We start from the raw sequence: 24,130 nt of genomic DNA, 5'->3' as shown, positions 1-24,130 counted from the left end.
AAACTTAAGATTATTAAAAATAAATCTTCTTATCAATACTAATAAAAACAGATAAAATGAAAATTGCATTATTCAGCGACATTCACGCAAATTTACCATCATTGGAAGCATTCTTCAAAGATGTTGACAAAAGAAACCCCGACAGCATCTACTGTCTAGGCGATCTTGTCGGTTACAACATCTGGCCAAACGAGGTCATCAACGAGATCCGCAAACGAAAAATACCGACCATAGCAGGTAATTATGATTTCGGGATCGGTCGTATGAGCAACGACTGCGGTTGTGCGTATAAGACGGATAGTGAAAAAGACAATGGAAGCATTTCTATTTCCTACACCAATTCTATAATGAAGGATGACGAACGTGCTTATCTGCGATCACTTCCTGCACATATCAAAGTTGAATTTCAGCTGAATGAAGACAAATTAAAGCTTCTATTGGTTCACGGAAGTCCAAGAAAGATAAACGAATATCTTTTCGAAGACCGTGAGGAAAAAAGTATGCTCCGAATTATGGAACAGGCAGATGCTGATATCCTGTGTTTTGGACATACGCACAAACCTTACCACCGAATCTTAAATTTGGGAGCTGATGGTCAGGATCAATTCCGTCACGCGATCAATATAGGTTCTGTCGGTAAGCCGAAAGACAATGACGTCCGTGGTGGGTATGTAATGCTGACGATTGATGAAAAAAGTTCCATTTTGGATAAAAATAGTATTCAGGTAGAATTCATACGCTTCGATTATAATATTGAGAAAGCGGCAAAGGCAGTTGAAGACAGTCCCCTACCCAATGAATACGCAGAGAATTTAAGAAGAGGCTATTAATTAAAATAAATAAAAATGAACCAGACCATTTTAGAAACTATAGAATCAATTTCACTGGACTCTATTACCGAGGAAAGAAAAACTGTTTTGCAGCCATTGGCAGATTACATCCAAAGTAAATCGGAAGCAGATCAGACCAATAGACTGAATTTTATCTGTACCCATAACAGCCGAAGAAGCCACTTATCACAGATCTGGGCGCAAACAATGGCCTTTCATTTTGGCATTAAAAACGTTTATTGTTATTCCGGAGGTACAGAAGCGACCGCAATGTTCCCAAAAGTGGCTGAAACATTGGAAAATCAAGGATTTCAAATTCAGATGCTGAGTAATAATGAGAATCCTGTCTATGCTGTAAAGTATGCAGAAAATGAAGCGCCTGTCATTTGCTTTTCGAAGGAATACAGCAATGAATTTAATCCCAAAAAAGAATTTGGTGCGATTATGACCTGCAACAATGCTGATGAGGGTTGTCCTTTGGTAATAGGAGCTGAAGCAAGATTTCCTATCAAATATGATGATCCCAAAGCTTCAGACAACACGCCGGAACAAACAAAAGTCTATGCAGAAAGAAGCCTTCAAATCGCCACAGAGATGTTTTATATTTTCTCACAGGTAGAAAAATAAAATGGAAATAATACCAATACACAAGGACCATTTTCCTGAAATCGCTGAAATATACATGCAAGGTCTTGAAACAGGAAATGCCACATTTGAAACCACTCTTCCGACTTGGGAAGAATGGGACAAAGCTAAACTAAAGCACAGCCGATTGGTTGCAATAATAGACAACACGGTTGTTGGCTGGGCGGCACTCTCGGCAGTGAGTGACCGATGTGTCTATGGTGGTGTGGCAGAAGTGAGCATCTACATTTCCAATGACTATCAAGGCAAAGGCATTGGAAAAGCCTTGATGCAAAAACTGATAGAAGAAAGTGAAAGTAATGGAATATGGACACTGCAAAGCGGGATGTTTCCTGAGAATGAAACAACAGTGGCCCTTCATAAAAGCGCAGGCTTTAGAATGATTGGTCATCGGGAAAAAGTAGGAAAGCTGGGAAATACCTGGCGCAATACCATTATGATGGAAAGAAGAAGTAAAACAATAGGAATCAATTGAACAGTATGCAACCAAAACTAAAATTTCTCGACAGATACTTAACGTTATGGATATTTCTTGCGATGGCATTCGGAGTCGGTTTGGGATATCTATTTCCCGAAATAACAAACATCACTAATTCACTTTCTGTTGGGGCAACCAACATTCCACTGGCAATTGGATTGATTTTGATGATGTACCCTCCCCTTGCAAAGGTTGATTATTCTTTACTACCGATTGCATTTAAAGATAAAAAAGTAATCAGCATTTCATTGTTGTTGAACTGGATCATCGGTCCGATATTGATGTTTGGCCTTGCCATTATTTTCTTAAGAAACGAGCCGGATTATATGATCGGATTGATCCTCATCGGTTTGGCAAGATGTATTGCAATGGTCATCGTATGGAACGATCTCGCCAAAGGAAACAGAGAATATGCTGCCTTATTAGTCGCTTTAAACAGTATTTTTCAGATATTCACCTACAGTTTTTTTGTCTGGTTGTTCATCAATGTTTTACCAGGAAAATTAGGACTGGCCAATTTTAATGTCAGTGTATCAATGAAAGATGTAACGGAGAGTGTTCTCATCTACTTGGGCATCCCATTTCTGGCTGGGTTTTTAAGCCGATACTTTTTGGTGAAATTAAAAGGTCTTGATTGGTACAACAGAAAATTTGTACCGGCAATCTCTCCCATAACCTTATATGCGTTATTATTTACCATTGTTTTGATGTTTAGCCTTAAGGGTGAAAAAATAGTAGAACTGCCGATGGATGTGGTAAAAGTTGCAGTGCCGCTGGTAGTATATTTTATATTGATGTTCTTTGTCAGTTTCTTTATCAATAGGTCGATGAAGGTACCTTATGACAAAAATGCATCCATCGCATTTACAGCCACAGGAAACAATTTTGAACTGGCAATCGCAGTGGCGATCTCTGTTTTCGGTATCAACTCTGCGCAAGCTTTTGTGGGGGTCATAGGCCCATTGGTAGAAGTTCCGGTTCTGATTTTGTTGGTACGGGCAAGTCTATGGTTAAAGAAAAAGTATTATAAAAATTGATACAATTATCATAACCCCTGATGACTCTGCATTAAGTACTGATATCCTTAATAATAAATTAAGTCCGCTATATATTTTAATTAACAAACTGTATTTTAATAGACTTTTCTCTTTATGAGAAAATTTTAAAAAAAATTACATAATTTTTGATTGATTTTAGTTGACCAAGGTATAAATTAAATATCATTTAATACATTCAAAATATTATCTATATCTGTCAATAAATGGTTTGAACAAAGTCCTGTCAAGTGCACAAATGCTAAAATTGCTCCAATTTAATCTAAATTAGAGCATTTTTTTTACTTTTGATTCCAGAATAATCCAGATTATTTTTTTTAAAATAATCATATTCTTATGTAGAACTTAATGGAGCAGCTAACTTATACTGTCTTTGTATATAGAGTAATTATATTAGTAGAAATATAGAAATTAATAAATCAATATGATTAGTTTACAAATCCCAATTCCTAAGCTACCGGGATACATTACCTCTCTGTTCACTACATTTTGGAAGGGCTAACGGCATATTGCTTCTTTCCAAAAAAAACCGTCACTTAATTTAAAAAAAGTAAATGACGGTCAACTATTTTTAAATTTTGCTTAAACCGAAATCAGGTTAATTTATCAATCTGTTACCTGAAAAAAACCTGTGGCAACTTTGATGAAGGTCTGCAACTTTTTCGGAACAGCAAGCTCATCGGCCTTCGATAAACACAGAACTTCATCGACCTTCTCACCATTTTTCACACGGTCGGCCCAATCAGGGTTTATAATTAATCCGTGTCCGACGGCAACCAGTGATAATCCCATTTTAATTGCCTCCACAGCATCATCGCCTTGTTTGATACCGCCTGCTGAGATTACAGGTATTCTGTTGTCAATGTGATCAAGTATCAAACTTAATATAGTTGAATCACCATTTTCTTCACCAGCCGGTTTCTGATGAAGCAGATCTGCCAATGACACATGAAGATAATCAATCCCTGAATCAATCAGCTTATCAATCAGTGGAAATGTATCTTTTACCCTGTAACTTTCTGGCTCTTCGGGAGATATTCTGAAGCCTATCAGAAACGGACGGTCAGCATATTTTGCGATGACTTCCTTGACCTCTTTGATAACTTCCAGGGCAAAGTTCATCCTCTTTTCAGCTGTTCCACCCCAATCATCATTTCTCTGATTATAGTAGGGTGAAAAGAAATTCTGCAAAAGAAATCCGTGAGCGCCGTGCAATTCAATTCCGTCGAAGCCAGCTTCTATTGCTCTGCGGGTTGTCTCTCCGAAAGCCCGAATCATTTCCAAAATTTCCTCATTTGTTAATTCCCGTGCTACGATGCCACCTGTATATAAGGCAGATGGTGCCAAAGCTACAGCACTTGCACTGACGGGAATACCATCAGGAATAAGGTCTAACACCGCCTTGTTCCCGGCATGATAGATTTGAAGTATAGCAGGTGCGCCACCCTTTTTCGCAGCAGCAGCCAGTTTTTTGAGACCTGGCAGAAACGAATCATCGTAAGCAGCATATTCATTTGTAAAACCGATACCATTTGCCATCACTCTGGTACAGCCCGTTATGACCAAACCAACATTTCCGCTACGCGCCTCGTAGTGTCTGATCTCATCTTCTGCAACAGTGTAATCATCATTGCTGGCCCAGGTTGTCATTGGTGACATTGCAATTCTATTCTTGGTACTTATTCCTTTTTTAAACGAAAAAGATTCGAATAATTGTTGTGTTTCTGTATTCATTATAATTTAATTTAAAGTCTTACTTAATAATTGATATTTAATTTGATTTCGGACAATAGCGCAGCCCACCCCAGTTGCCTGCAGGTAAAGAATTTCACGAAAAAAAATTAATTTAAACTGTTATCTTTAAAGGCATTGGGCGAGACACCCACCTCTTTTTTGAAAAGCCTTGCGAAATAATTAGAATTTTCGAATCCGAGGGAAAATGCAATTTCAGTAATGTTCATTTTCCCTTCAGTGAGTAGATTTTTTGCTTCTTTTACAAGATACATATGGATAAGCTCGATTGCTGTTTTACCCGTTTCCTGTTTGAGAAGGTCACTTAGATACCGGGAGGACAGATTAAGTTTCTCCGCCATGTAGGAAACCGTCGGAAGACCTGCCTGACTTATGATTCTTTCATTGTAGTATCTATCAAGCTCCTGCTGAAATCTATCGGCATAAGCACCCGTTGTTTGAATTCGATTAATAAACTGTCTCTTATAAAATCGTTGAGAATAAGTCAGTAAAGTTCCAAGATGCGCCAGAAGAATTTGTTTGCTGTAAACATCCGTATTATTATATGATTCTTTATGCATATTCCGTGCGAGATTCCAGATGGTCTCTTCTTCACTGGGCGTAAGATGAAGAGCTTCCTTGGTCTCATAATCAAAATAGCCATAGCTTTTCATTTCAGTGAACAGAAAGGTGCCAGATAGAAAATCTTCTTTGACCGCTATCAAAAAACAGCCATCCTCCACCTTTACATTTTTAAACGTAACCGTTTGATTGGGCCGAAAAAAAGTCATCTTCCCCCTTTGATGGTCAAATTCTTTTGTACCGTAGGTAATGTCTCCTGAAATAAATGTCTGAAAAGAAATGATATAAAAATCGGCAGTAAAAATGATATCCTCAATTCCACCATCACTTTTGTGACCAAAGGTAACACTGAACAAAGGATGTTCCGGGCTTTCCACTCCGATATCATTATTGAAACTGCTGATGTCATTGTAATGTTTCATAATCTGTAACTCATTCCTTATTGTTTACAGTGCAAAGTTCGAACTTTAAATGACATTTTGTGGATACATAAGTAGTAAGTTTTAGCACAATTTTACGAGAATCAAGGTTGTAAATCAATCGCTCAAGGATTACCTATAAGTGTTTTAAAGTTCACTATAGTCCGTAAAAATAAATAACGCCACTTTCCTTAAAGTGACGCTATTAAAAAACAAATTTAATGTTCAGCAGAAAACAATTAGCTATTGGATGCTCATCCCGCCGTCTATTACCTGCTCGGTTCCTGTAAGAAATGAAGATTCATCAGATGCTAAAAATACTACCAGGTTACTGACTTCACTTGCATCTGCCATTCTGCCCAGAGGCGTAACATCTGCTGCTCCGCTTCCGTCTTCGCCGGTGGCTTCCACCATCATTGGAGTTTTGATGTATCCTGGATGCACTGAATTGGCTCTGATATTTTCTTTGCCATATTCTACTGCGGCTGCCTTTGTAAGACCTCTGACAGCAAATTTACTGCCTGTGTAGGCCAGGCTTGGATATCCCGGGATTGCTACTATTCCGGCAACTGACGAAATATTTACAATTGAACCTACGCCAGCCTTCTGCATCGACGGAATTGTATATTTCATTCCATAAAAGACAGCATTTTGATTGATATCAATTACCTTCAGGTACTCTTCTTCCGTGATTTCGGTTACCGTTTTTATCGGCCCTAATATTCCCGCATTGTTGACCAAAACATTAATAGGTCCAAACTTTTCTTCACCTTTTGATACAACATCTTTCCATTGCTTTGCATCCGAAACATCGTGCTTTACGAACAAAGCATTTTCACCTAATTCATCGGCAATCTTTTTTCCTCTGTCTTCATTGAGATCCGTAAGTATCACCTTCGCTCCTTCTTCAATAAATTTTCTTGCGTGCGACTCTCCCATTCCCTGAGACGCACCTGTAATAATGGCTATTTTTCCTTTTAATCGTTCCATACTAATTGAATTTAATTATAAAATAAAATTAGCAATTGATTATCTCCTTTTGCTTATCCGAAAATGGACAAACTTTATCATTTTATGGATTTACCAAAATATTGTTTTTCCGAAATGAACTGGGCGTGCTGCCTGTTTGCTTCTTAAAATATCGGCTGAACGATTGAAGATTGGTAAACTGAAGATGATCGGCGATTTGACTTATCGACTCATTGGGATCTGACAAACGCACTTTGCACTCAGACAGGAGCGCCATATTGATGATCTCTGAAGGAGTTTGATAAAACTGACTTTTTATAATTTTATGCAGATAATTAGTTGTGATGTTCAGTTCTTGGGCGTAAAATTCAATATTTCTAAAGGTTAAGTAGTGCTTTGAAACCAGTTTTTTGAAACTGTAACCGATCTCTTCCTCACGAGGTTGATGATTGGTGTTTCTGTTTTCGATGTACCTGTTTACCAAAAAATCACTTTCGTTGATCAATGCCAGAAGCATACTTTTAGCTGAGTAGATCCATCTCTCATTGTCTGCCTCCGAGGTAATTAAAAAATCCAGTGTGCGTGTAAACAATGTACTCATTTTCGAGTGATCTTCCTTAGAAAGTACAACCTGTGAACCGAACTTATTTTTCAGAAAAGAATTGGGCGCGATGGAGAAGAAACTCTCGAAAAGATAATCCGTAAACTTTTTCGTAAATAGTACAAACATTCCCTTGGTACCAGCTTCTATCCTAGTTACCTTGACATTTTGATCAGGACGGTAGATTAACAATGAACGCTCATCTATCACAAACTTCTGGTAATCCACTTCAATTGTGATGCTACCGGAATTGATTATTCCATAGGCAAAATAATGCGGTTTCATCTCAAAAGGTTCAAAGATCTCCGGTACATCTGTAAGATACAGGAACTCCTCTGAAATACTCCAGTCAAGCTTTCTGTAATTGATGATGTTTCTGATTGTATACTGTTTGACCAGATCCTCCTTTTTCATCGACTTTAAGATATTAAAAATATCAGACAATTTACTATTTTTTCAACGTTTCAGCAGCAGAGTTTGATAAGATGTTTGTATCTCACATTTTAAAACCCACTTAAAAAGTGGGTTTTTATACCTTAACATAATTTCAGGAAATCTTTTACATATAACCTCCCGATACTTCGATCCCTTGCCCGTCGATCCAGGCAGAATCTTCACTGCATAAAAATGCCACTGCAGAAGCAATGTCTTTTGGTAAACCTACCCTACCCAATGCGTGTTGCTGGGCGATCCGGCTGTTGATATCTTTAATATCACGGACTGCCCCACCTGAGAAATCGGTTGCAATCGGTCCCGGAAGAATACTGTTGGAACGGATTTTTCGTGCTCCCAATTCTTTGGACTGATATAATGAAATCGTTTCCATAGCCGACTTCATTGCAGCATACACGGAAAATCCGGGAAGTGCAACACGGGTTGCAGTAGAACTAATATTAACAATGCTTGCGCTGTCATTGATTGATGACAGCAATTTCTGGGTCAGGAAAAAGGGGCCTTTGAAATGAACATTCAGCATTTCATCGAACTGGGAAACGGTCGCTTCTTCAAATGGTACAAAAAATCCAATTCCAGCATTGTTGACCAAAGAATCGATGCCCGTAGCCTGCCATTCGTTTAAGATGAGGTTAATCGACTCAGAAAAACTCTCAAACTCTTCCATTTTTGAGACATCCAGTTTTAAAGCTTTAATGCGAGTTCCTGTGGATTCAAATTCTGCGATAAGGTCTTCCGCTTCTTTTTCATTTGACCGATAGGTGAAAATCACCGCATTGTCTTTTTCTATCAACTTCTTTACGATTTCTTTTCCTATTCCTCTGTTACCACCGGTAACCAAAGCTACTTTTTGTTGTGTCATTGTACTGATTTTTGTTTGATGCAAATCTCAGTCTTTATTCAATCCGAGTTATAGCGACAATACAACCAATGCTTACACAATTCAAACTTTGGAATTCCTGTATTCAGAAGGTGTCACTTCTGTGTGTTTTCTGAAAAATGTATTGAAATGGGAAGCTTCCTCGAAAGCCAGCGCAGATGCGATTTCGCTGATATTCCAGGTTGTCGTTCTGAGAAGGATTTTGGCTTCCTGCAACACTCGTGACGCAATGAAATCACTCATCGTGCGTCCTTTGGCTTTCTTCACCTGTCTGTTGAGATAAACCGGATGCAGATGTAGCGCTTCAGCAAATTCACCAGGCGTCTTTATACCAATGATTTTTGTAAGCTCATCAATAGGGAACTGATTCTCCAAAAGTCTTATAAACGAGCAAGCAACAACTTCGGCGGTATTTCTGCGATTGATATATGATGCGGACGGCTGTAATTTTTGCCCGTTAAGAATCAACTCCATCGTATAATGCCTCAACAGTGATGTCTGCAACAGATTAACTTCATTTGAATCCTCCTCTGCTATTTTTTTGAAAATATCTGAAAACTTATCATATTCAATTTCATCAAGAGTATAAACAAACTGACTTCCAGGTTTGTAAACGCTGAAAGAAAGTAGTTCATACCCAGAATTTGCCTTTGTAATAAAGCCTTCTGAAAAAGCACAGGACTGAACTGGTTTATTTTCCTTAAAACAATGGATACCGAAAGGAACTTTTGTTGTGGTGAACAAAATATTTTTCCCTTCCAAAGGCAGGCTCGTTTCTTCAAAATTAATTTCATAAGAGCCATCGAGCAAAATAACTGAAAAAAATTTCTTGCGAGAAAAACTGATGATTTCTCCCGATTTCGATGATTCCGCCAATGTTCTGAAAGATTCTTCAATTGAGGATGAGTTCTTTTCTGTAAATAAATGGTTCAACATACTTCATACAAAGATAATGCTTTCACGACATCTGAATGACTAAAATTTAAACGATTGATACACATCAATCGTTATGGTAAAGAATCGTTGACAATTCCAAAAATGCATTGGCTTCTGCTACAATTGATGGCCTTTTGCAATGATTCCATTAACCGCATCGTCACCCGCAACCCATCGTTTTGATGGTTGGGGCATATCTATCACGGAGATGTATTAGTAATTTATTTTAATGGAATTCCATTGATCGATCTGTAGATATTGATTACAGGATCAACAAATCCATCAGGATAATTGGTGCTCAACACAATATCCATATATTCTTTACCTAACTCTGCAATTTTTTCATTGGAAAGATCACGATTGATAATCGTCTGTTCCTTATCTGATCTTTTGATAGCCTCAGCCATTTCTTCAACGGTTAAATCAGTACAATAAGGCGGGCTGCCCGGTTGCTGACGCCACGAATCTGCAAGCGATCCCGCATCATAACTATCAAATCCTGTTTCGTCAATAATTTGAAAAGCTATTCTTTTCCAGTTTTCTTTGTCTGCTGATACGGTCAGCGCAATTCTTCCCGGAGTTCCGCTCGGTTTACCGAACTTTCTGAAGCTGTGCGTTACGATATTGTTGAACGCCTTTACAACCGGTCGGCCGATCTGCTCGGAGACCCAAACACTGTGCGATTTCCCGTTTTCTATTTCTTCTATCAGCCCGTCGCGAAGAGGAAAATAGTTCATAGTCTCAATCACAGGTACATTCTCATCTAATTGATTGAAGAGGTCTTTCGGCAGTTCTGCAACTTTTCCAAACGGAATGGAAATAATGACGACGTCCACATCCTTCGCTGCGTCCTGAAGTTCAACAGCTTTGATTCCTTCGTTGTCCGCAAAACCGATGGTATGAGGGCCTCTCGAATTAGCAATGAAGATTTGATGACCCTTGTTGCTCAGTTTTTTGGCCAGTGTTTCACCGATGGCTCCGGCTCCTATAATTCCTATTTTCATAATAATTTATTTTTAATTTTTTTAATTAATTTTTCTGAATGGCGGATTTGGAATTTCAAGATTGCCTCTCAAAGTATCCGCTTCATATTCTGTTCTGAAAATGCCTCTGTCCTGAAGAATTGGGACAACCAAATCAATAAAATCACGCAAACCCTGCGGATGGTCCTGTCGTATTAAAAGCATATCCATTGCTCCTGCTTCGTGCCATTTTTGAACCTGGTCTGCCACAATTTCAGCTGAACCAAAAAATTGTGGTCGTGGGAGACTGTTTCTTGGACTGAGTTGCATCAGTTCTATATATTTATCAATCGCATTTTTTTCAGTTTCACCCACAATAGGATTTTGTGAGATGGAAATAATGAAATCTTCCGGTCGCCTCTGTTTTGCAATAAGTTTCTGCTTGATTCTGTGTGCCAACGCCGAAGTATCTTCCCAATCAATACCGTGTGTGAAAACGCCGTCTGTATAGCTGGTGGCAATTTCCATAAAGTTTTCAGAAGTTCCTGCGGTATAAAGAACAGGCCTGCCCTGAACCGAACGACTGATGTTCAAAGGACCTTCTACCGAAAAATAATCTCCACGATAGTTGACGTGATGCATTTTATGATGATTCAAAAAGATTCCTCTTTCCTTGTCACGGATAAAGGCATCGTCCTCATAGGTATCCCAAAGTCCAAGGACAATTTCAATAAATTCCTTGTTCATCGGGTACTGGTCTCTCTTCGTCAAATGTCCACGGCTGAAATTGACCATTCCACCAGGATTGGAAGTGATGGCGTTGAGTGATGCACGTCCTTTGCTAATTTTATCCAGCGACAATATCTGCCTTGCAGCACTGTAAGGGTCTCCGTAAGAAGATGCGATGGTAGCGGAAAGCCCAATATTTTTGGTCACCATACTAAGGGCAGACATTATACTCACACCTTCGAACATACTCAGGTAATGCGGAATATTTCCGGGACCGACGTGGCTGACATCCACCAAAAACAAAGTATCAAACTTGGCAGACTCCGCCAACTGAGCCTGTTTTATGTAAAAATCAAGGTTTTCACTGGCATCAGAAGGCATCGCGGGATGTTGCCACGCCATATGATTCCAGCCTAGACCGTCGAGAACAGCACCTAGTTTTAATTTTTTCCCTGTTTTATTCATTTCCTATTTTAACATTGATGAACTTAAATTCTACCTTACAATATGGATTTGAAAATTGCATTAATTAAAATCATACATCAACTCTTCGACAACTTCTTTTACGGGACGAATATTCTTTATGTAAGAAATTCCATTTCCTACAGTGATGTACCCTCTTTGAATATCCCCATCCAACATTCCAACTTTTAAGCCCTGCTCGCCATACATTTTATTGGCAATTTCATCCCGAGAATCACCCCGTTCGTCCATTTCCAAAAGTTCTTGGCTGTATGGTGTTGGAATGGAGCGGTAATACGCCGGATTGGTTCTGAAGATCAACAAGTCACTGGCGGTATGGTCAACAATGAGTTGTTTCACATTTTTGGCAGCAGGATTTTCCTCTGTAGCAATAAAAACTGTTCCTGCAAAAACACCTTCAGCACCTAAAGCAAACGACGCTCTAACAGCACGGAGGTCAGCAATTCCGCCGGCAGCCATCACCGGAATATTCACGGCATCTGATATCATCGGTATGATGGAGAATGTGCCAATAATTTTATCAGGCACCGTGCCACCTTCATCAAATCCGGTAGCTACAAGAATATCGGCTCCAATTTTTTCTGCATACTTTGCATTTTCCACACTTGGATTCAATGCACGATAAATTATTTTAATGTTATTTGATTTAAGTTTTTTCGCCAAAGGTTCAAATTCATAACCTTCAATCCCGTTGATAAGAACCACTTCAACACCTTCTTCAATGAGCAAATCAGCGATAACATCAACCGTAGTCAGGTCATTAGACAGCATTACCGGCACTGCAAAAGGCTTATTGGTCAACTGTTTTACCTTACGAATTTCACTTCTCAGCCGATTAGTAATTTCTTCCAAAGATTTCGGATTTGTCTTCTGACCTGCGTGAGGACCCAACATTCCCAGACCTCCGGCATTGCTCACTGCTGCAACAAATTCAGCATTGGTCACCCACGACATTGCCCCTTGAATAATTGGATATTTGATTCCTAAAACTTCCGTAACACGGTTTTTTTTATTCATTGTCTTTTGATTTTAAATCTATATTATTTAATCTGTTTTCGATGGGACAAAGTTATGTTAAATTTACTTTCATTTTGATAGTGCTTTCCTTTAGGAAAGTGTATTTTTAATGATAGGACCCATCAATATTGGCTATCTATTTTATAATCACTTTCTTTTATAAAGTATTTTATAACTTTGCGCTGTTAGTTTTTTAATGACGATTCAAATATCACAAAGAAATACAATGGGTAATAAAACATCATATTCAATTTTAGAACTGGCCATTGTTTCAGAAGGCAGCAATTTTAAAGAAACTTTAAACAATTCGCTGGCACTGGCGAAGGTTGCAGAAAAGAACAATTATTCCAGATATTGGTTTGCAGAACATCACAATTCGGAATCAGTGGGAAGCAGTGCCACATCAATTCTTATTGGTTATGTTGCTGAAAACACGGAAAATATCAGGGTTGGCTCCGGCGGAATTATGCTTCCCAACCACTCTCCGCTGGTGGTTGCGGAACAGTTTGGGACTTTAGCACAACTCTATCCCAACAGAATTGATTTGGGATTGGGAAGAGCTCCCGGAACTGATATGCCGACAGCACAGGCAATCCGTTCAGATTTTATGAAAGCAGCGCATTCGTTTCCTGCTGAAGTGGAAAAAATCGAGGAATACTTTTCAGCAGAAAATAAAACTTCTAAAGTGAGGGTTCCGATTGCGGAAGGCGTTGAAGTTCCCATTTACATTTTAGGTTCCAGCACAGACAGCGCCCATTTGGCTGCAGCGAAAGGGTTGCCATACGCTTTTGCCAGTCATTTTGCATCTACCCATCTTCACGCGGCTTTAGAAATCTATCGAGAAGAATTCCAGCCATCGGAAGTTTTAGATAAACCTTATACAATTGCTGGTGTCAACATCATTGTGGCTGATACGGATGAAGAAGCGGAACGTTCATTCACCTCATTGATCAGAATGTTTTTTGGAGTCCTGACCGGAAATTCGAAATCACTCCAGCCTCCGACAGAAATGACAGAAGATTTAATTGAAGTTCTAAAACATCCAAGTTTACATCAAATGCTAAAATATTCGTTTGTAGGAAGCAAGGAAACAGTCAAAAAGCAGATAGAAGATTTTCTGAAGAAAACTCAGGTTGATGAGATTATTATGGTTTCTAATATCTTTGCACTGGAAGACAGAATAAAATCGGCTCAGCTTTTTGCCGAGTTGATGGATGAAATCAATGCGGAAAGTTCTTCAGATTCTATAAATCAATAACAATGGCAAAAAAGAAACCCTACAACGAATGTCTCAACACCGTAAAACCTGTAAAAGATGCACTAGAAGTCATCAACGGCAAATGGAAGCTTGCGATCATCATCTCTGTTGGTGTCGGGAATGAGCGCTTTACCGATATTCAGGACAGTATTGAAGGAATTACACCGAAAGTTCTGGCAAAGGAGCTGAAAGATCTGGAACAGCATAAATTGATCAAAAGAATTATCATTGATGATTATCCTGTCAAAATAATTTACAAGTCAGAACCTTATGCAGATACACTGACACCCATCATCTACGCTTTGAAAGAATGGGGAATCAATCATAAAGAGATGATTGCTAAATAATTGTGTAAGTTGATAGTTAACATTTAGAAAATAAAAAAAATATCTATTGAACCAGGAATGTCGTTTCTACGTAACGTAACAATTCCTCCAACCCATTGCGACTATCTTTCGAAGTGTACACAGACTTTGCATTTTGGCTTACAATATCGATTGTCAGTGCAAAGATGGAAGTATACAAAAATTTGATATGGCTGTACTTGGCCTTTTCTGCTAAAATTTTAAAATGACTGAAATGCTTCTCAGTCATTTTTTTTATAATTGAATCTGTTTTTTCGGAAACAGGAAATATTTTGGTTTCCAGACAGAGTTTTATCAGCTGTGTATTGTTAAAAGCTTCCTCAATTGATTTAAAAACAAAATCCTTCAACAATACATTCGCATTTGTTTCAGTGTCAGAGCTGATGTAATCTAACGAAGGCCAAAGATTTTCAATGATTTCAATATATAAATTCTCCTTTGTTTTGAAATGATAGTTGATCATCGAACAGTTGGTACCTACACGATCTGCGATATCGCGGATGCTTGTGTTTCTGTATCCTTTTTCACTGAAAAGTTTTTGAGCGGTCAACAAGATTTGAGTTTTGTTGCTGTCAACTATTTTTCGAGGGCCGTTTACAATCATAATTTGGAAATCTTAAATGAAATATTTATTACAAGACTTTAATTTATCACGTAAACCTGTAACCCTTGACACTGTCACCTTTGATTATTTTCCGGAAGAGAACAACCCTTCTGTAATTGAATTGTCCATAATGATGGGTCAGAACAAAGATCAGAATTGGGACCGTCAACCAGCAAATGGAGCCTAAAACTATCTTGGAAGAAGCCATCAATGCATTGAGACTGATATTCTGGTAGATCGCCATCCCGTTGGTAAAATTCCCGTTATCCAGGAACATCGAAATATCGTTCATGCTCTGCCACTGTCCCTGATAAAGTGCCCAGCTGATGATCGCTCCTCCAAATGCAGTTGCCAGGAAACCTCTGATCATGATCAAAATCCCCATTGCACCGAATAAGCCGTCCATAGAAACACCCTCTGCTGCATACAGCCAGATAGAAATAAACAACATTCCCATCCCAAGACCTTTCAGGATCATAGAGTACTGAAGATATTCGATATTCATCTGTGGCTGGATCAATAGATAGAGACAGAGTGTGTGCAGAAAAAAACTGATGAATCCGCCTGCCACGTAAAACTTCATTTTCCATTCGTATTTAAAACAATAGAATGCAAGGACTCCTGCCAAAATGATTCCTGGTATCATCCATAAATTGATCTTTGCATTGATCAGATTGTTATATCCCAATACACCAACGGAATATTGTACATAAATGCTGGAACTTGCCAGAAACACGCCTAGAAATACCAACAGAATTAAACTGTGAAGTGTATTTTCCCTGGTAAAGACCTTGAAATCGATCAAAGGCCTTTTCAAGAATTTTTGTCGCCAGATCGTCAATCCCAAAAACAAAAAACTCAGGATAAGCGCATTTCTGATGTAAGGCGAAACAAACCATCCCTGCTGTCTCATAAACGTGAAAAACACATTAAAGCTCATAGCCGAACTTCCAAGCAGTACCATCGAAAGCCAGTCGATCTGATACAATGGTTTTTTGAAACTGAATCTTTGGTCGTGCTGGAAGATAAGACTAATGCAGGCAATGGCCAGCATTAAGCTGCTCATTATGAAAAATGGTGCCTGATAATTATGGTTGAATACGAGATTGGCAAAAAAGTAGGAAGACAACTGTCCGAAGCCGATCGAGATCGGATAAAAAATAGCATAGAATTTACCTTTGTCGCCTTTTGGGGAGATGATGAACATCATTGGAAGAATTATCTCTATCATTGGGAACATCTTAAAAAATCCGATCAGGAAACTTCCAACCACCAAGAGGTAAGGATTTTCTGTCGTCCCATTCATATAAGACAGTAACGCCAAAATAATGGCACACGTTGTAATGATCTCTTTGGATCTGAATCTCATTTTCACCCGAAAGACGATCAGCAGTGCAAGGCCCATACCTATCGAACCGGCGTTGTTGGCCATTGAAACAAACTCAGAGTAAGTGGCCAATGCCCCTGACAGATCTATAGCATTACTGGTGTACACTCCCGAGATCGACATCAGAGGGAACATTATAAAGATGATCAGCAACAGCATTACGGGTTTTGGAACCCAAGTGGCAAAAGGACCTTGATTGTACATAGTTTTATTTTAAAGTGACTTCTACATTCATTCCTGCCCGCAACATCTTGAGATGTTCAGCATTATTATTCTTGGTAAATTCAATTCTTACAGGAATTCTCTGCTGTACTTTCACAAAGTTCCCTGTGGAATTATCCACCGGCACTGCTGCATATCTTGCTCCTGTTGCCCCAGAGATCGCCGTTACTTTTCCTTCATAAACTCTTCCGCCCAATGCATCTACAGAAATTGTCGCCAATCCGCCAATCACAACATTGCTCATTTGATTTTCTCTGTAGTTCGCTGTGATCCAGACATTATTGGTATCAACGATCGTTGCAACCTGTTGGCTTGCATTCAACAACTGACCGATATTGACAGTTCTCCTGCCCATAATTCCGTCGTGAGGCGCAGTAATTACCGTATAAGACTGGTTAAGTTTTGCCATTTCCAGAGCACTTTTACTTCTTTTGATATCCGCCTCATTCAAACCCAGTTTAGATTGTGCTTCATTCACAGAAAGCTGGCTGGTTGCTTTTGTATTGATGATCGACTGGTATTGTGCGATCTGCATTTCTAGTTGTGCCTTTTGGGCTTCGAAATCGGTTTTGATCTGATCAAATTGCTGACCTGTCACGGCTTCGTCTTTCAACAGGTTTTGATAACGGTTGAAATTCTGCTGGGCATTCCACAAACGGGCTCTCACCGCTTCTACATTGGCTTTGGCCACTTCTACATTTGAACCTGCGGTATTGACATTGTTTGCGACCGTCTTTATAGAATTGTCAGCCACATTCCTCGATGCCATTGCCGACATATATGCAGCTTCTGCCTGTCCAAGCTGCGTCTGGATCTCCCGGTCGTCGAGCACCAACAAAGTATCTCCTTTTTTTACATATTGATGTTCCACAAAACGAATTTCTTTGATGTATGCTGAAACTCTTGTATTGACAGGATTGATAAAACTTTCGACCTGTGAAGCGTTGGTATAACGGTCATTTCCGATATTAAAATAAGATTTTACAACGAAGAATAGTCCAATGATAACGCCGACCAAGATCAGCATATTGATAATTTTCGTCGTTTTCTTTTTCTTGACGTGCTTTATATGTTTTTTTTCATGAGTAGCTGTCTCATTTTTTTGCTCAGGTAAGTTTGAATCTTGTGTATTTTCTGACATAATAAATTTAGTTTTAAAATTTGTTTAAAGATTTCCTGCTTCTCTTAAAAGTTTGTAGTACGAAAACACAATGTTGATCTCTGAATTCGCCAATTGTAATTCAGCATCAAGCTTGGCGTTGCTGGCATCAAGCAGATCCAGTAAGATGGCAAGTTGGTTGTTATATTTGCTTTCCATAATTCTGTAATTCTCACTGGTCAGATCGGCATTCACTTCAAGGGTCTTATTTTGGGTGACGGCTTCATTGTATTTGATGTAGGCTGAATTCACAGCAATTCCAATAGATAGACTCGTGTCATTTGCCTGATTGATGGCTTTTTGCTTTTCGATCTTGTTCAGCTGGAGTTTCTTCGGCGACTTGAACAGCGCATCGATATTGAAATTCAAGGATAGTCCTGCATTATAGCTGTTACTAAACATATCTACCGCAGGTGAGGATGATGTGAGCGGACGCTGCAGATTGCTACCCGCAAAAGCTGCCAGCGAAGGAAGCATTTCTGCCTTGGTGATCTTTGAGGAAACGTCATAAATATCCACAGATCTTTCGGTGAGCCGAATAGCCGGATGGTTTTGAGCCATTTCCTTGTACTCCTGCAGTTGACCAACAGCTGCTGTATGATCTAAGACAGAATTTTCCGGGATGATCTTTATATTTTCGTCCAAACCAAGAGCAACAGTGAGTTGTTTGTTGATGATCTGCTGGTTGTTGTTGACCACCTGCAACGCCAGTTGTAGATTGGATAGCTGCAATTCTCCACGAATGACATCATTTCTGGTGACCATTCCCTGATTGTAGAACTTTTTGATATTGTCAAGACGTTTTTTCGCCAAATCAATATTCTGGTGGTAAACATTTTCCTGATTATAAAGTTTTGAAAGATCCAGGTAATAACCCAAAACAAGTAATTTGATACTTTGCTCATTGTTCTCATAACTTAGTTCAGACAATTCTTCCTGCAATGTTCTGATCTTGATTCCGTTTCTTACCGTGTTGCCTTTCCAGATCAACTGGCTTGCCTGAAGTGAAAAAGTATTCCCAAAATGGGGCATTTTTGCAGTTGTCACCTTGGAAAAATCTTTATCAAGAATGGTAACATCACCCAGATAGAATCCCTGCAATCCAGCTGTAAGTTCCGGCAACAGATTATTTTTTGCGATCTTCACATTCTGCCGGGCAATATCGATGTCTGATCTATATACTTTTAAGGTCGGATGATTGGCCTTTACCATTTTAGAAAGTTCATTTACAGTAAACGATCTTTCTGAAATATTTTGCGCATTAAAAAATTGTAATGTTGAAAGCAAACTGAAACACAGCAACAGTTTACCAAGAAATTTCGTCATTATCCTTTGCTTTAAAATTTATAGTGCAAAGGTCAATCAATCAAGTGTTTGACAAAAGGTTAATAATGCACAAAAACAAGTCCAAATGGTATCATTATTTGGGTTGCTCCAATTATGTAGATTCTAAAAAATAGGGTCGATCAGATGATTACGCTTTCTGAAGTTCATCGGACTCAACCCTGTATGTTTTTTAAAAAATTTCCCAAACGAATACTGATCAGAAAACCCCAATTCGCCTGCAATCATACCGACCGTATTGTTGGGATGCAAAAGCATTATTTTAGCCTCGTTCATCAGAGCATCTGCAATAAAGCTAGTCGGCGGTGATTTCGTAATTTCCCGTACACAGTTTGAAAGGTATTTAACGGAGATCAGAAGGCTCTCGGCGTAGAAAGAAAGTTCTTTCTTTTCTTTAAAATGCTTAGAGATCAATTCCAAAAATGAAATGGTGATATCTTCTTTTCTAAGATTTTTCTGCTGTGATGAATTTTCATTAATCAGTAGAAAGCTGGTGATGATGTAAATAACTGAGGTTACGATACCTGTCAAAACCTCGCTTTTGAACTTATGGTCAGTATCGCTGGCGGAATAATAATTGGCCAGCGTTAGCAATTGCTTGAGATGATCAAATTCCAGATCAGTGATTTCTAGTGTATGTCTATTTTCCATCTGTGCAATCTGATAAACATCGTAACGGTTGAATTTAAAATTTATCTGGCTCCTAAGCTTTTCTCTTTCAAATGAGAGAACGAACATTTTTAGATTTCCAGTATGACTTTCAACTTTATAAAGATTATTTGGCGAAAGAAGGAGCAAATTTCCATAGTCACATTGATGCGAAACATTATTAACACTGATTGTAATCTCTCCAACATAAACACAGATAAATGCAAAATTGCTCGGATGAAATGAATCACCGAGAACCACACTATCTACAAAAATTTCCTCTGTTAAAATTCTGATCATCCTAAAAAGCTACAATTTACTAAAGTATTTTTATTACGTGGTAAAACGCAATTTTACGGGTTAAGTAGGCTTGCTACAATAATGATTGAAGCTATAAGATAAATATAACGGCACATATATTCATTTGAGGCCAATTAATTAATTTCTATATACAAAAAAAAATATTAGCACATCACTAAAATTGATTATATAAAATCGTCAAGTTTCCTATATAGTAGTACTAATATTATAAACTATCTTAATCTTTTATATCTGATTAAAAAGGTTGATAACTTTTTCTATATCAGTTAAAAGCTGGTTTGAATAGAGTGCTGTCAAGTTCACATGACAGGAGTTACATATGATACGAAAAGCTCCTTCAATCACCAATATTATGGTTCTACAGCGTAGTTTTAAAGGCAACACTTCATTCACTTTTTACCTAAAATTCTCGAATGAGGTTAGTATGTACGGGCAGAATATTTTTGCCCTTTAGGTTTTATTTTTGCGTAAAGAAAATTCTAATGCTTCTTGTTGAATTTCATCATTTGATTTGTGACTGTTTTTTAACAACCACTCGTCAATTTTTTTACGTTCAAAAAACAGCACTTTGCCGTTGGGCTTCGAAAAGGCGATACTGTTAGAATGTACCAATTTATAGATATAAGATTTCTTAAAACCGGTATAATCTGCAAGTTCTTCGACATTCAAAATTTCCTTTAAACCGAAAATATGTTTTTCAATTCGGTTGAGTTTGTGCAGAATGATTTCGTTATTTTCCATTGCTTTCGTCTAATAAATATAATGAAGCAAAAGTCATCATAGAAAACCATAAAAACAACATTATCAAACGCTTAAAGGCGAAATAGGAATGATATGTAATAATCTTTAATATCAAAAGTCTAAATAAGAATAATCATTATTGATATAGATTGAGTACAATTTTAGTAACTAATATATTAATCTAAATAATAAAAAATTTTTTACAGTTCGATATTTAGTTCCGGGATAATTTCAGCAGCCTCCTTCATCTTGCTATCAACGATTTTAGCATAGAGCAGTGTCGTCCTTAACTCACGATGTCCTAATCTTTTAGAAACAGTGTAAATATCTGCACCATTTTCCAATAGTAGCACAGCATTCGTGTGTCGAGCTGAATGAAAAGTTATATGCTTAGGAACTGCGGCACGATTGCACCATCGGACGATTTCAGTATTGTAGGTCATTCCGTATTTTAATCCTTTGAAAACTCGTTCTTTCGGATCTTGTCTATCTCCCAACAATTCTCTTGCTTGTTTTGATATATAAAGGTATTCTACACCGTCTGTTTTTTCTTGTCGGAAATTAACTCTTGAAATATCACCTTCATCACGGACCTCTTTCCACGTCAGAGAATTAATATCTGACCAACGTAATCCGGATAAACACGAAAAAAGAAAAGCTTTTTTTAAAACCGGATATTTACATTCCGCTTTTGCTAAACGTTGTAATTCATCAAAAATCAGATATTCTCTTTGACTTTCAGCCTGCTCAAATGATTTTATTTTTGACGCATAATTTACCGTCAAATATCCATTATCGAAAGCATACCGAAGTGCAGCTTTAAATTTGTTGAAATATGAATATTTTGAATTTTGAGAAAGTGGAATTTCACTTTTACTAATTGCATCTTTTTCAAAATATTTCCGAACTTTTTTAATGAAATTCTCATCAATTTCCTCAAAAATTAAATTCTTTGGAACCACTTTTTTTAGATGTTGGTGAGTAGAATACCAGTTCCCATAATTATTTGAAGAATCAAGCGTTCGTTTTTCCTCGGCAAGGTCAGCGAAGAAATTTAAAAACACTCGTTTAGCTTTCGCAGTATTTTTCAACTCAAATCTTCCTTGAGCATATTCAGCTTTTCGAATTGCAATTACATTTTCTGCAAACTCTAAAGCTTCTTTATTTTCTTTTTTTTCTTTGGCAGTTTTTGGATCAACAATTAGATAGGTGTCTAAATTCTCAAAACTTCTCAGATGCTTTCTTTTTCCGTCATCAGTAATTTCAGAACCACGGTAAAACTCGATTGACAGACTAATCCTGCCGTCTTTCAATTTTCTTTGACTAAGTGATATTTTCATAAATTCGAATTTGTACTACTTTGTACTACTTTTGACTTTTTTTGAGGTCTGAAGTAGTACAAAAGTGGTACAAATATATAAATAAACACCAAAAAGAGAAAATAAAATTTTTATAAATAACTGATAATCAAATAAAAGAAAGAAAAAGAAACCAAAGAAAAGCTAAATTATTTCCCGATACAGAACTTAGAAAAAATATTACCCAAGACCTCATCATTCGTAAACTCACCGGAAATTTCACCTAGATATTCCAAAGCATAGCGAAGTTCATAAGCCAATAATTCAGTTGAAATCTTTCCTGAAATGGCATCTTCTACCCTTTTCACGGATTCTAAAGATTTCTGCAACGCTTCGTAATGACGTTGGTTGGTGATAATGGTGCTTTCCTGAGTTTCCAGATTTTGGATGTAGTCGGCAAGTTCGGTTTTCAACTGCTCAATTCCGGTTTTGTTTTTTGCTGAAATTCCGATGATCTGCGAAGTATAATCTGGAAATAATTGCTCTTTCAATTCTGCGTCAAATATATTGACAGAAGAAGCTTCCTGCAAATCAATTTTATTGTGAAGAAGAAGAATCTTTAAATCTTCACGGTAGAATTCTTTGATAAAATCTGTAATCTCATTTGGTGTAGAATCAAACTCATCGTACAGATACAGAAGAATTTTTGCGGTTTCAATCTTCTCTTTTGCTTTTTTAACTCCGATTTCCTCGATAATATCGGTCGTCTCACGAATTCCGGCAGTATCAATAAATCTAAAAGCTGTTCCTTTGATATGTAAAACTTCCTCAATCGTATCGCGCGTCGTTCCCGCAATTTCAGAAACAATCGCTCGTTCTTCTTTCAGCAAGGCGTTTAGCAAAGTAGATTTTCCGGCATTCGGTTTCCCGATAATGGCGACATCTACCCCATTTTTTATCGCATTTCCGTATTGGAAACTGTCTATCAACGAACGAAGTTTTTCTTCAGTCCTGTTTAATGATGCTTTCAAAGCGGTTCGGTCTGCAAATTCCACGTCCTCCTCGGCAAAGTCAAGTTCCAGTTCGATTAATGATGTAAAATTCAATAAATCAGTTCTTAAAATGGAAATTTCATTGGTAATCCCACCTTTCAACTGATTCAAAGCGACTTTTCGTGAAGCTTCATTTTCTGAAGCGATCAAATCGGCAATAGATTCGGCCTGACTCAGGTCAATTCTCCCGTTCATAAACGCACGCATCGTAAACTCACCGGCTTTCGCCATTCTCGCACCGTTTTTAATCAAAACTTCCAGAATTTTTTTGGCAATATGCGGAGAACCGTGAAAAGAAATTTCCACAGAATCCTCTGCAGTAAAAGTTTTTGGTGCTCTGAAAATGGAAACCATAACCTCATCGATGACTTCGCTATTGGCTGCTGGCTTTTGGCCTTTAGCTTCTGTCTCCCCACTTCCATCTTCCATCTTCACATCTACTATAAACCCATAATGAACCGTATGCGAATCGGCTTTTTCGAGATTTTTCCCCTGAAAAACCCGGTTGACAATTTCAAAAGACTGTTCTCCCGAAATTCTGATAATTCCGATAGCTCCGATTCCGTTGGCTGTCGCCAGTGCGCAGATAGTGTCGTGATTCATGGTGCAAAATTACGGAAAATTAGCAGTCTAAAAAATCAAATATTAAAGTTGAAAAATCCTGTTGCCAGTTATAATTCAAATATTTTAAACTGAATATCTTTCACATTCTACACATCTTACACGCGCATTGGGAGCCGGGAACCTGCTGTCCACTATATCTTTTTTGTCATTGCGAACAATTGTTGATGATCATGACTTATTTCATCCATCGCAATAACAAAAAAGGATGCCGCTGCAATGGTAAGTTTGCATGAAGCAAAATAGATTAATAACTTGGTTAAAAAAATTAACCAAAAGAGCAAAAGCAGCAGGATAAAGACAGACGTTTCTTTGATACTTAGATATCGCCCCTGATATT

24 protein-coding genes and 1 pseudogene are annotated in these 24,130 nt (G+C 38.0%); 7 read left to right on the top strand and 18 right to left on the bottom strand.

All coding sequences use genetic code 11. From position 1 onward, the window contains the following. Positions 1-56: 56 nt before the first annotated feature. From OMO38_RS18980 to OMO38_RS20385, 5 genes and pseudogenes are all read left to right on the top strand, one after another. Complete coding sequence (locus OMO38_RS18980) at positions 57-830, top strand: metallophosphoesterase family protein (RefSeq protein ID WP_264751752.1); 774 nt, start codon at positions 57-59, stop codon at positions 828-830. A gap of 15 nt (positions 831-845) precedes the next feature. Next, entirely contained in the window at positions 846-1,457 is a 612-nt protein-coding gene (locus tag OMO38_RS18975; RefSeq protein WP_264751751.1) for an arsenate-mycothiol transferase ArsC, read from the top strand. 1 nt (position 1,458) lies between these two features. Continuing rightward, positions 1,459-1,950 (top strand): GNAT family N-acetyltransferase, encoded by a 492-nt coding sequence (locus tag OMO38_RS18970; protein WP_264751750.1) that lies wholly within the window; start codon positions 1,459-1,461, stop codon positions 1,948-1,950. 5 nt (positions 1,951-1,955) lie between these two features. Further along, entirely contained in the window at positions 1,956-2,990 is a 1,035-nt protein-coding gene (gene arsB, locus OMO38_RS18965) for an ACR3 family arsenite efflux transporter (RefSeq protein WP_264751749.1), read from the top strand. A 504-nt stretch (positions 2,991-3,494) separates the two neighbouring features. After that, positions 3,495-3,594: pseudogene (locus OMO38_RS20385) on the top strand (IS982 family transposase); the annotation flags it as partial. Positions 3,595-3,614: 20 nt separating this feature from the next. On the opposite strand, the gene OMO38_RS18960 reads toward OMO38_RS20385, so the two are convergent. The 9 genes from OMO38_RS18960 to OMO38_RS18920 form a co-directional block, all read right to left on the bottom strand. After that, entirely contained in the window at positions 3,615-4,742 is a 1,128-nt protein-coding gene (locus OMO38_RS18960) for an NADH-dependent flavin oxidoreductase (protein WP_264751748.1), read from the bottom strand. 107 nt (positions 4,743-4,849) lie between these two features. After that, on the bottom strand, positions 4,850-5,743 hold the full coding sequence (locus tag OMO38_RS18955) for a helix-turn-helix domain-containing protein (RefSeq protein ID WP_264751747.1): 894 nt from the start codon (positions 5,741-5,743) through the stop codon (positions 4,850-4,852). Positions 5,744-5,983: 240 nt separating this feature from the next. Continuing rightward, on the bottom strand, positions 5,984-6,730 hold the full coding sequence (locus tag OMO38_RS18950; RefSeq protein ID WP_264751746.1) for a glucose 1-dehydrogenase: 747 nt from the start codon (positions 6,728-6,730) through the stop codon (positions 5,984-5,986). A gap of 82 nt (positions 6,731-6,812) precedes the next feature. Then, complete coding sequence (locus OMO38_RS18945; protein ID WP_264751745.1) at positions 6,813-7,724, bottom strand: helix-turn-helix domain-containing protein; 912 nt, start codon at positions 7,722-7,724, stop codon at positions 6,813-6,815. 145 nt (positions 7,725-7,869) lie between these two features. Then, positions 7,870-8,625, bottom strand: a complete 756-nt coding sequence (locus OMO38_RS18940; RefSeq protein ID WP_264751744.1) for an SDR family NAD(P)-dependent oxidoreductase — start codon at positions 8,623-8,625, stop codon at positions 7,870-7,872. A gap of 81 nt (positions 8,626-8,706) precedes the next feature. Beyond that, entirely contained in the window at positions 8,707-9,579 is an 873-nt protein-coding gene (locus OMO38_RS18935; protein WP_264751743.1) for a helix-turn-helix domain-containing protein, read from the bottom strand. Positions 9,580-9,800: 221 nt separating this feature from the next. Next, the gene (locus OMO38_RS18930; protein WP_264751742.1) at positions 9,801-10,583 is read right to left on the bottom strand and encodes an NADPH-dependent F420 reductase; all 783 of its coding nucleotides are present in this window, start codon (positions 10,581-10,583) and stop codon (positions 9,801-9,803) included. Between the two features lie 21 nt (positions 10,584-10,604). Continuing rightward, a complete protein-coding gene (locus tag OMO38_RS18925; protein WP_264751741.1) occupies positions 10,605-11,735 on the bottom strand; it encodes an LLM class flavin-dependent oxidoreductase in 1,131 nt (376 codons plus the stop codon). Between the two features lie 60 nt (positions 11,736-11,795). Next, positions 11,796-12,770, bottom strand: a complete 975-nt coding sequence (locus OMO38_RS18920; protein WP_264751740.1) for an NAD(P)H-dependent flavin oxidoreductase — start codon at positions 12,768-12,770, stop codon at positions 11,796-11,798. Between the two features lie 226 nt (positions 12,771-12,996). Between OMO38_RS18920 and OMO38_RS18915 the strand changes: the two genes are divergently transcribed. Both OMO38_RS18915 and OMO38_RS18910 read left to right on the top strand, forming a co-directional pair. Next, positions 12,997-14,028 (top strand): LLM class flavin-dependent oxidoreductase, encoded by a 1,032-nt coding sequence (locus OMO38_RS18915; RefSeq protein ID WP_264751739.1) that lies wholly within the window; start codon positions 12,997-12,999, stop codon positions 14,026-14,028. A 2-nt stretch (positions 14,029-14,030) separates the two neighbouring features. Beyond that, complete coding sequence (locus OMO38_RS18910) at positions 14,031-14,375, top strand: winged helix-turn-helix transcriptional regulator (RefSeq protein WP_264751738.1); 345 nt, start codon at positions 14,031-14,033, stop codon at positions 14,373-14,375. A 43-nt stretch (positions 14,376-14,418) separates the two neighbouring features. Here OMO38_RS18910 and OMO38_RS18905 read toward each other — a convergent pair whose 3' ends face one another. The 9 genes from OMO38_RS18905 to OMO38_RS18865 all read right to left on the bottom strand — a co-directional run. Beyond that, positions 14,419-14,997, bottom strand: a complete 579-nt coding sequence (locus OMO38_RS18905; RefSeq protein ID WP_264751737.1) for a TetR/AcrR family transcriptional regulator — start codon at positions 14,995-14,997, stop codon at positions 14,419-14,421. 46 nt (positions 14,998-15,043) lie between these two features. Beyond that, on the bottom strand, positions 15,044-16,588 hold the full coding sequence (locus OMO38_RS18900; protein WP_264751736.1) for an MFS transporter: 1,545 nt from the start codon (positions 16,586-16,588) through the stop codon (positions 15,044-15,046). Between the two features lie 4 nt (positions 16,589-16,592). Then, positions 16,593-17,747: an HlyD family secretion protein gene (locus OMO38_RS18895; protein WP_264751735.1), complete on the bottom strand. Its 1,155-nt coding sequence runs from the start codon at positions 17,745-17,747 to the stop codon at positions 16,593-16,595. Positions 17,748-17,771: 24 nt separating this feature from the next. Beyond that, positions 17,772-19,091 (bottom strand): TolC family protein, encoded by a 1,320-nt coding sequence (locus tag OMO38_RS18890; RefSeq protein WP_264751734.1) that lies wholly within the window; start codon positions 19,089-19,091, stop codon positions 17,772-17,774. Between the two features lie 123 nt (positions 19,092-19,214). Next, entirely contained in the window at positions 19,215-20,057 is an 843-nt protein-coding gene (locus tag OMO38_RS18885; protein ID WP_264751733.1) for a helix-turn-helix domain-containing protein, read from the bottom strand. Between the two features lie 471 nt (positions 20,058-20,528). Next, a complete protein-coding gene (locus OMO38_RS18880; protein WP_264751732.1) occupies positions 20,529-20,819 on the bottom strand; it encodes an excisionase family DNA-binding protein in 291 nt (96 codons plus the stop codon). Between the two features lie 200 nt (positions 20,820-21,019). After that, the gene (locus OMO38_RS18875; protein WP_264751731.1) at positions 21,020-22,159 is read right to left on the bottom strand and encodes a site-specific integrase; all 1,140 of its coding nucleotides are present in this window, start codon (positions 22,157-22,159) and stop codon (positions 21,020-21,022) included. 167 nt (positions 22,160-22,326) lie between these two features. Continuing rightward, positions 22,327-23,772: a tRNA uridine-5-carboxymethylaminomethyl(34) synthesis GTPase MnmE gene (mnmE, locus tag OMO38_RS18870; RefSeq protein WP_264751730.1), complete on the bottom strand. Its 1,446-nt coding sequence runs from the start codon at positions 23,770-23,772 to the stop codon at positions 22,327-22,329. A 152-nt stretch (positions 23,773-23,924) separates the two neighbouring features. Then, positions 23,925-24,130, bottom strand: a 206-nt coding sequence (locus tag OMO38_RS18865; protein ID WP_264751729.1) for a hypothetical protein, incomplete at its 5' end; no start/stop codon positions are given.

The sequence above is a fragment of the Chryseobacterium kimseyorum genome (assembly GCF_025971945.1).
GTDB classification, from domain to species: Bacteria; Bacteroidota; Bacteroidia; order Flavobacteriales; family Weeksellaceae; genus Chryseobacterium; species Chryseobacterium kimseyorum.
This window is presented reverse-complemented; position numbering and strand designations above follow the sequence as displayed.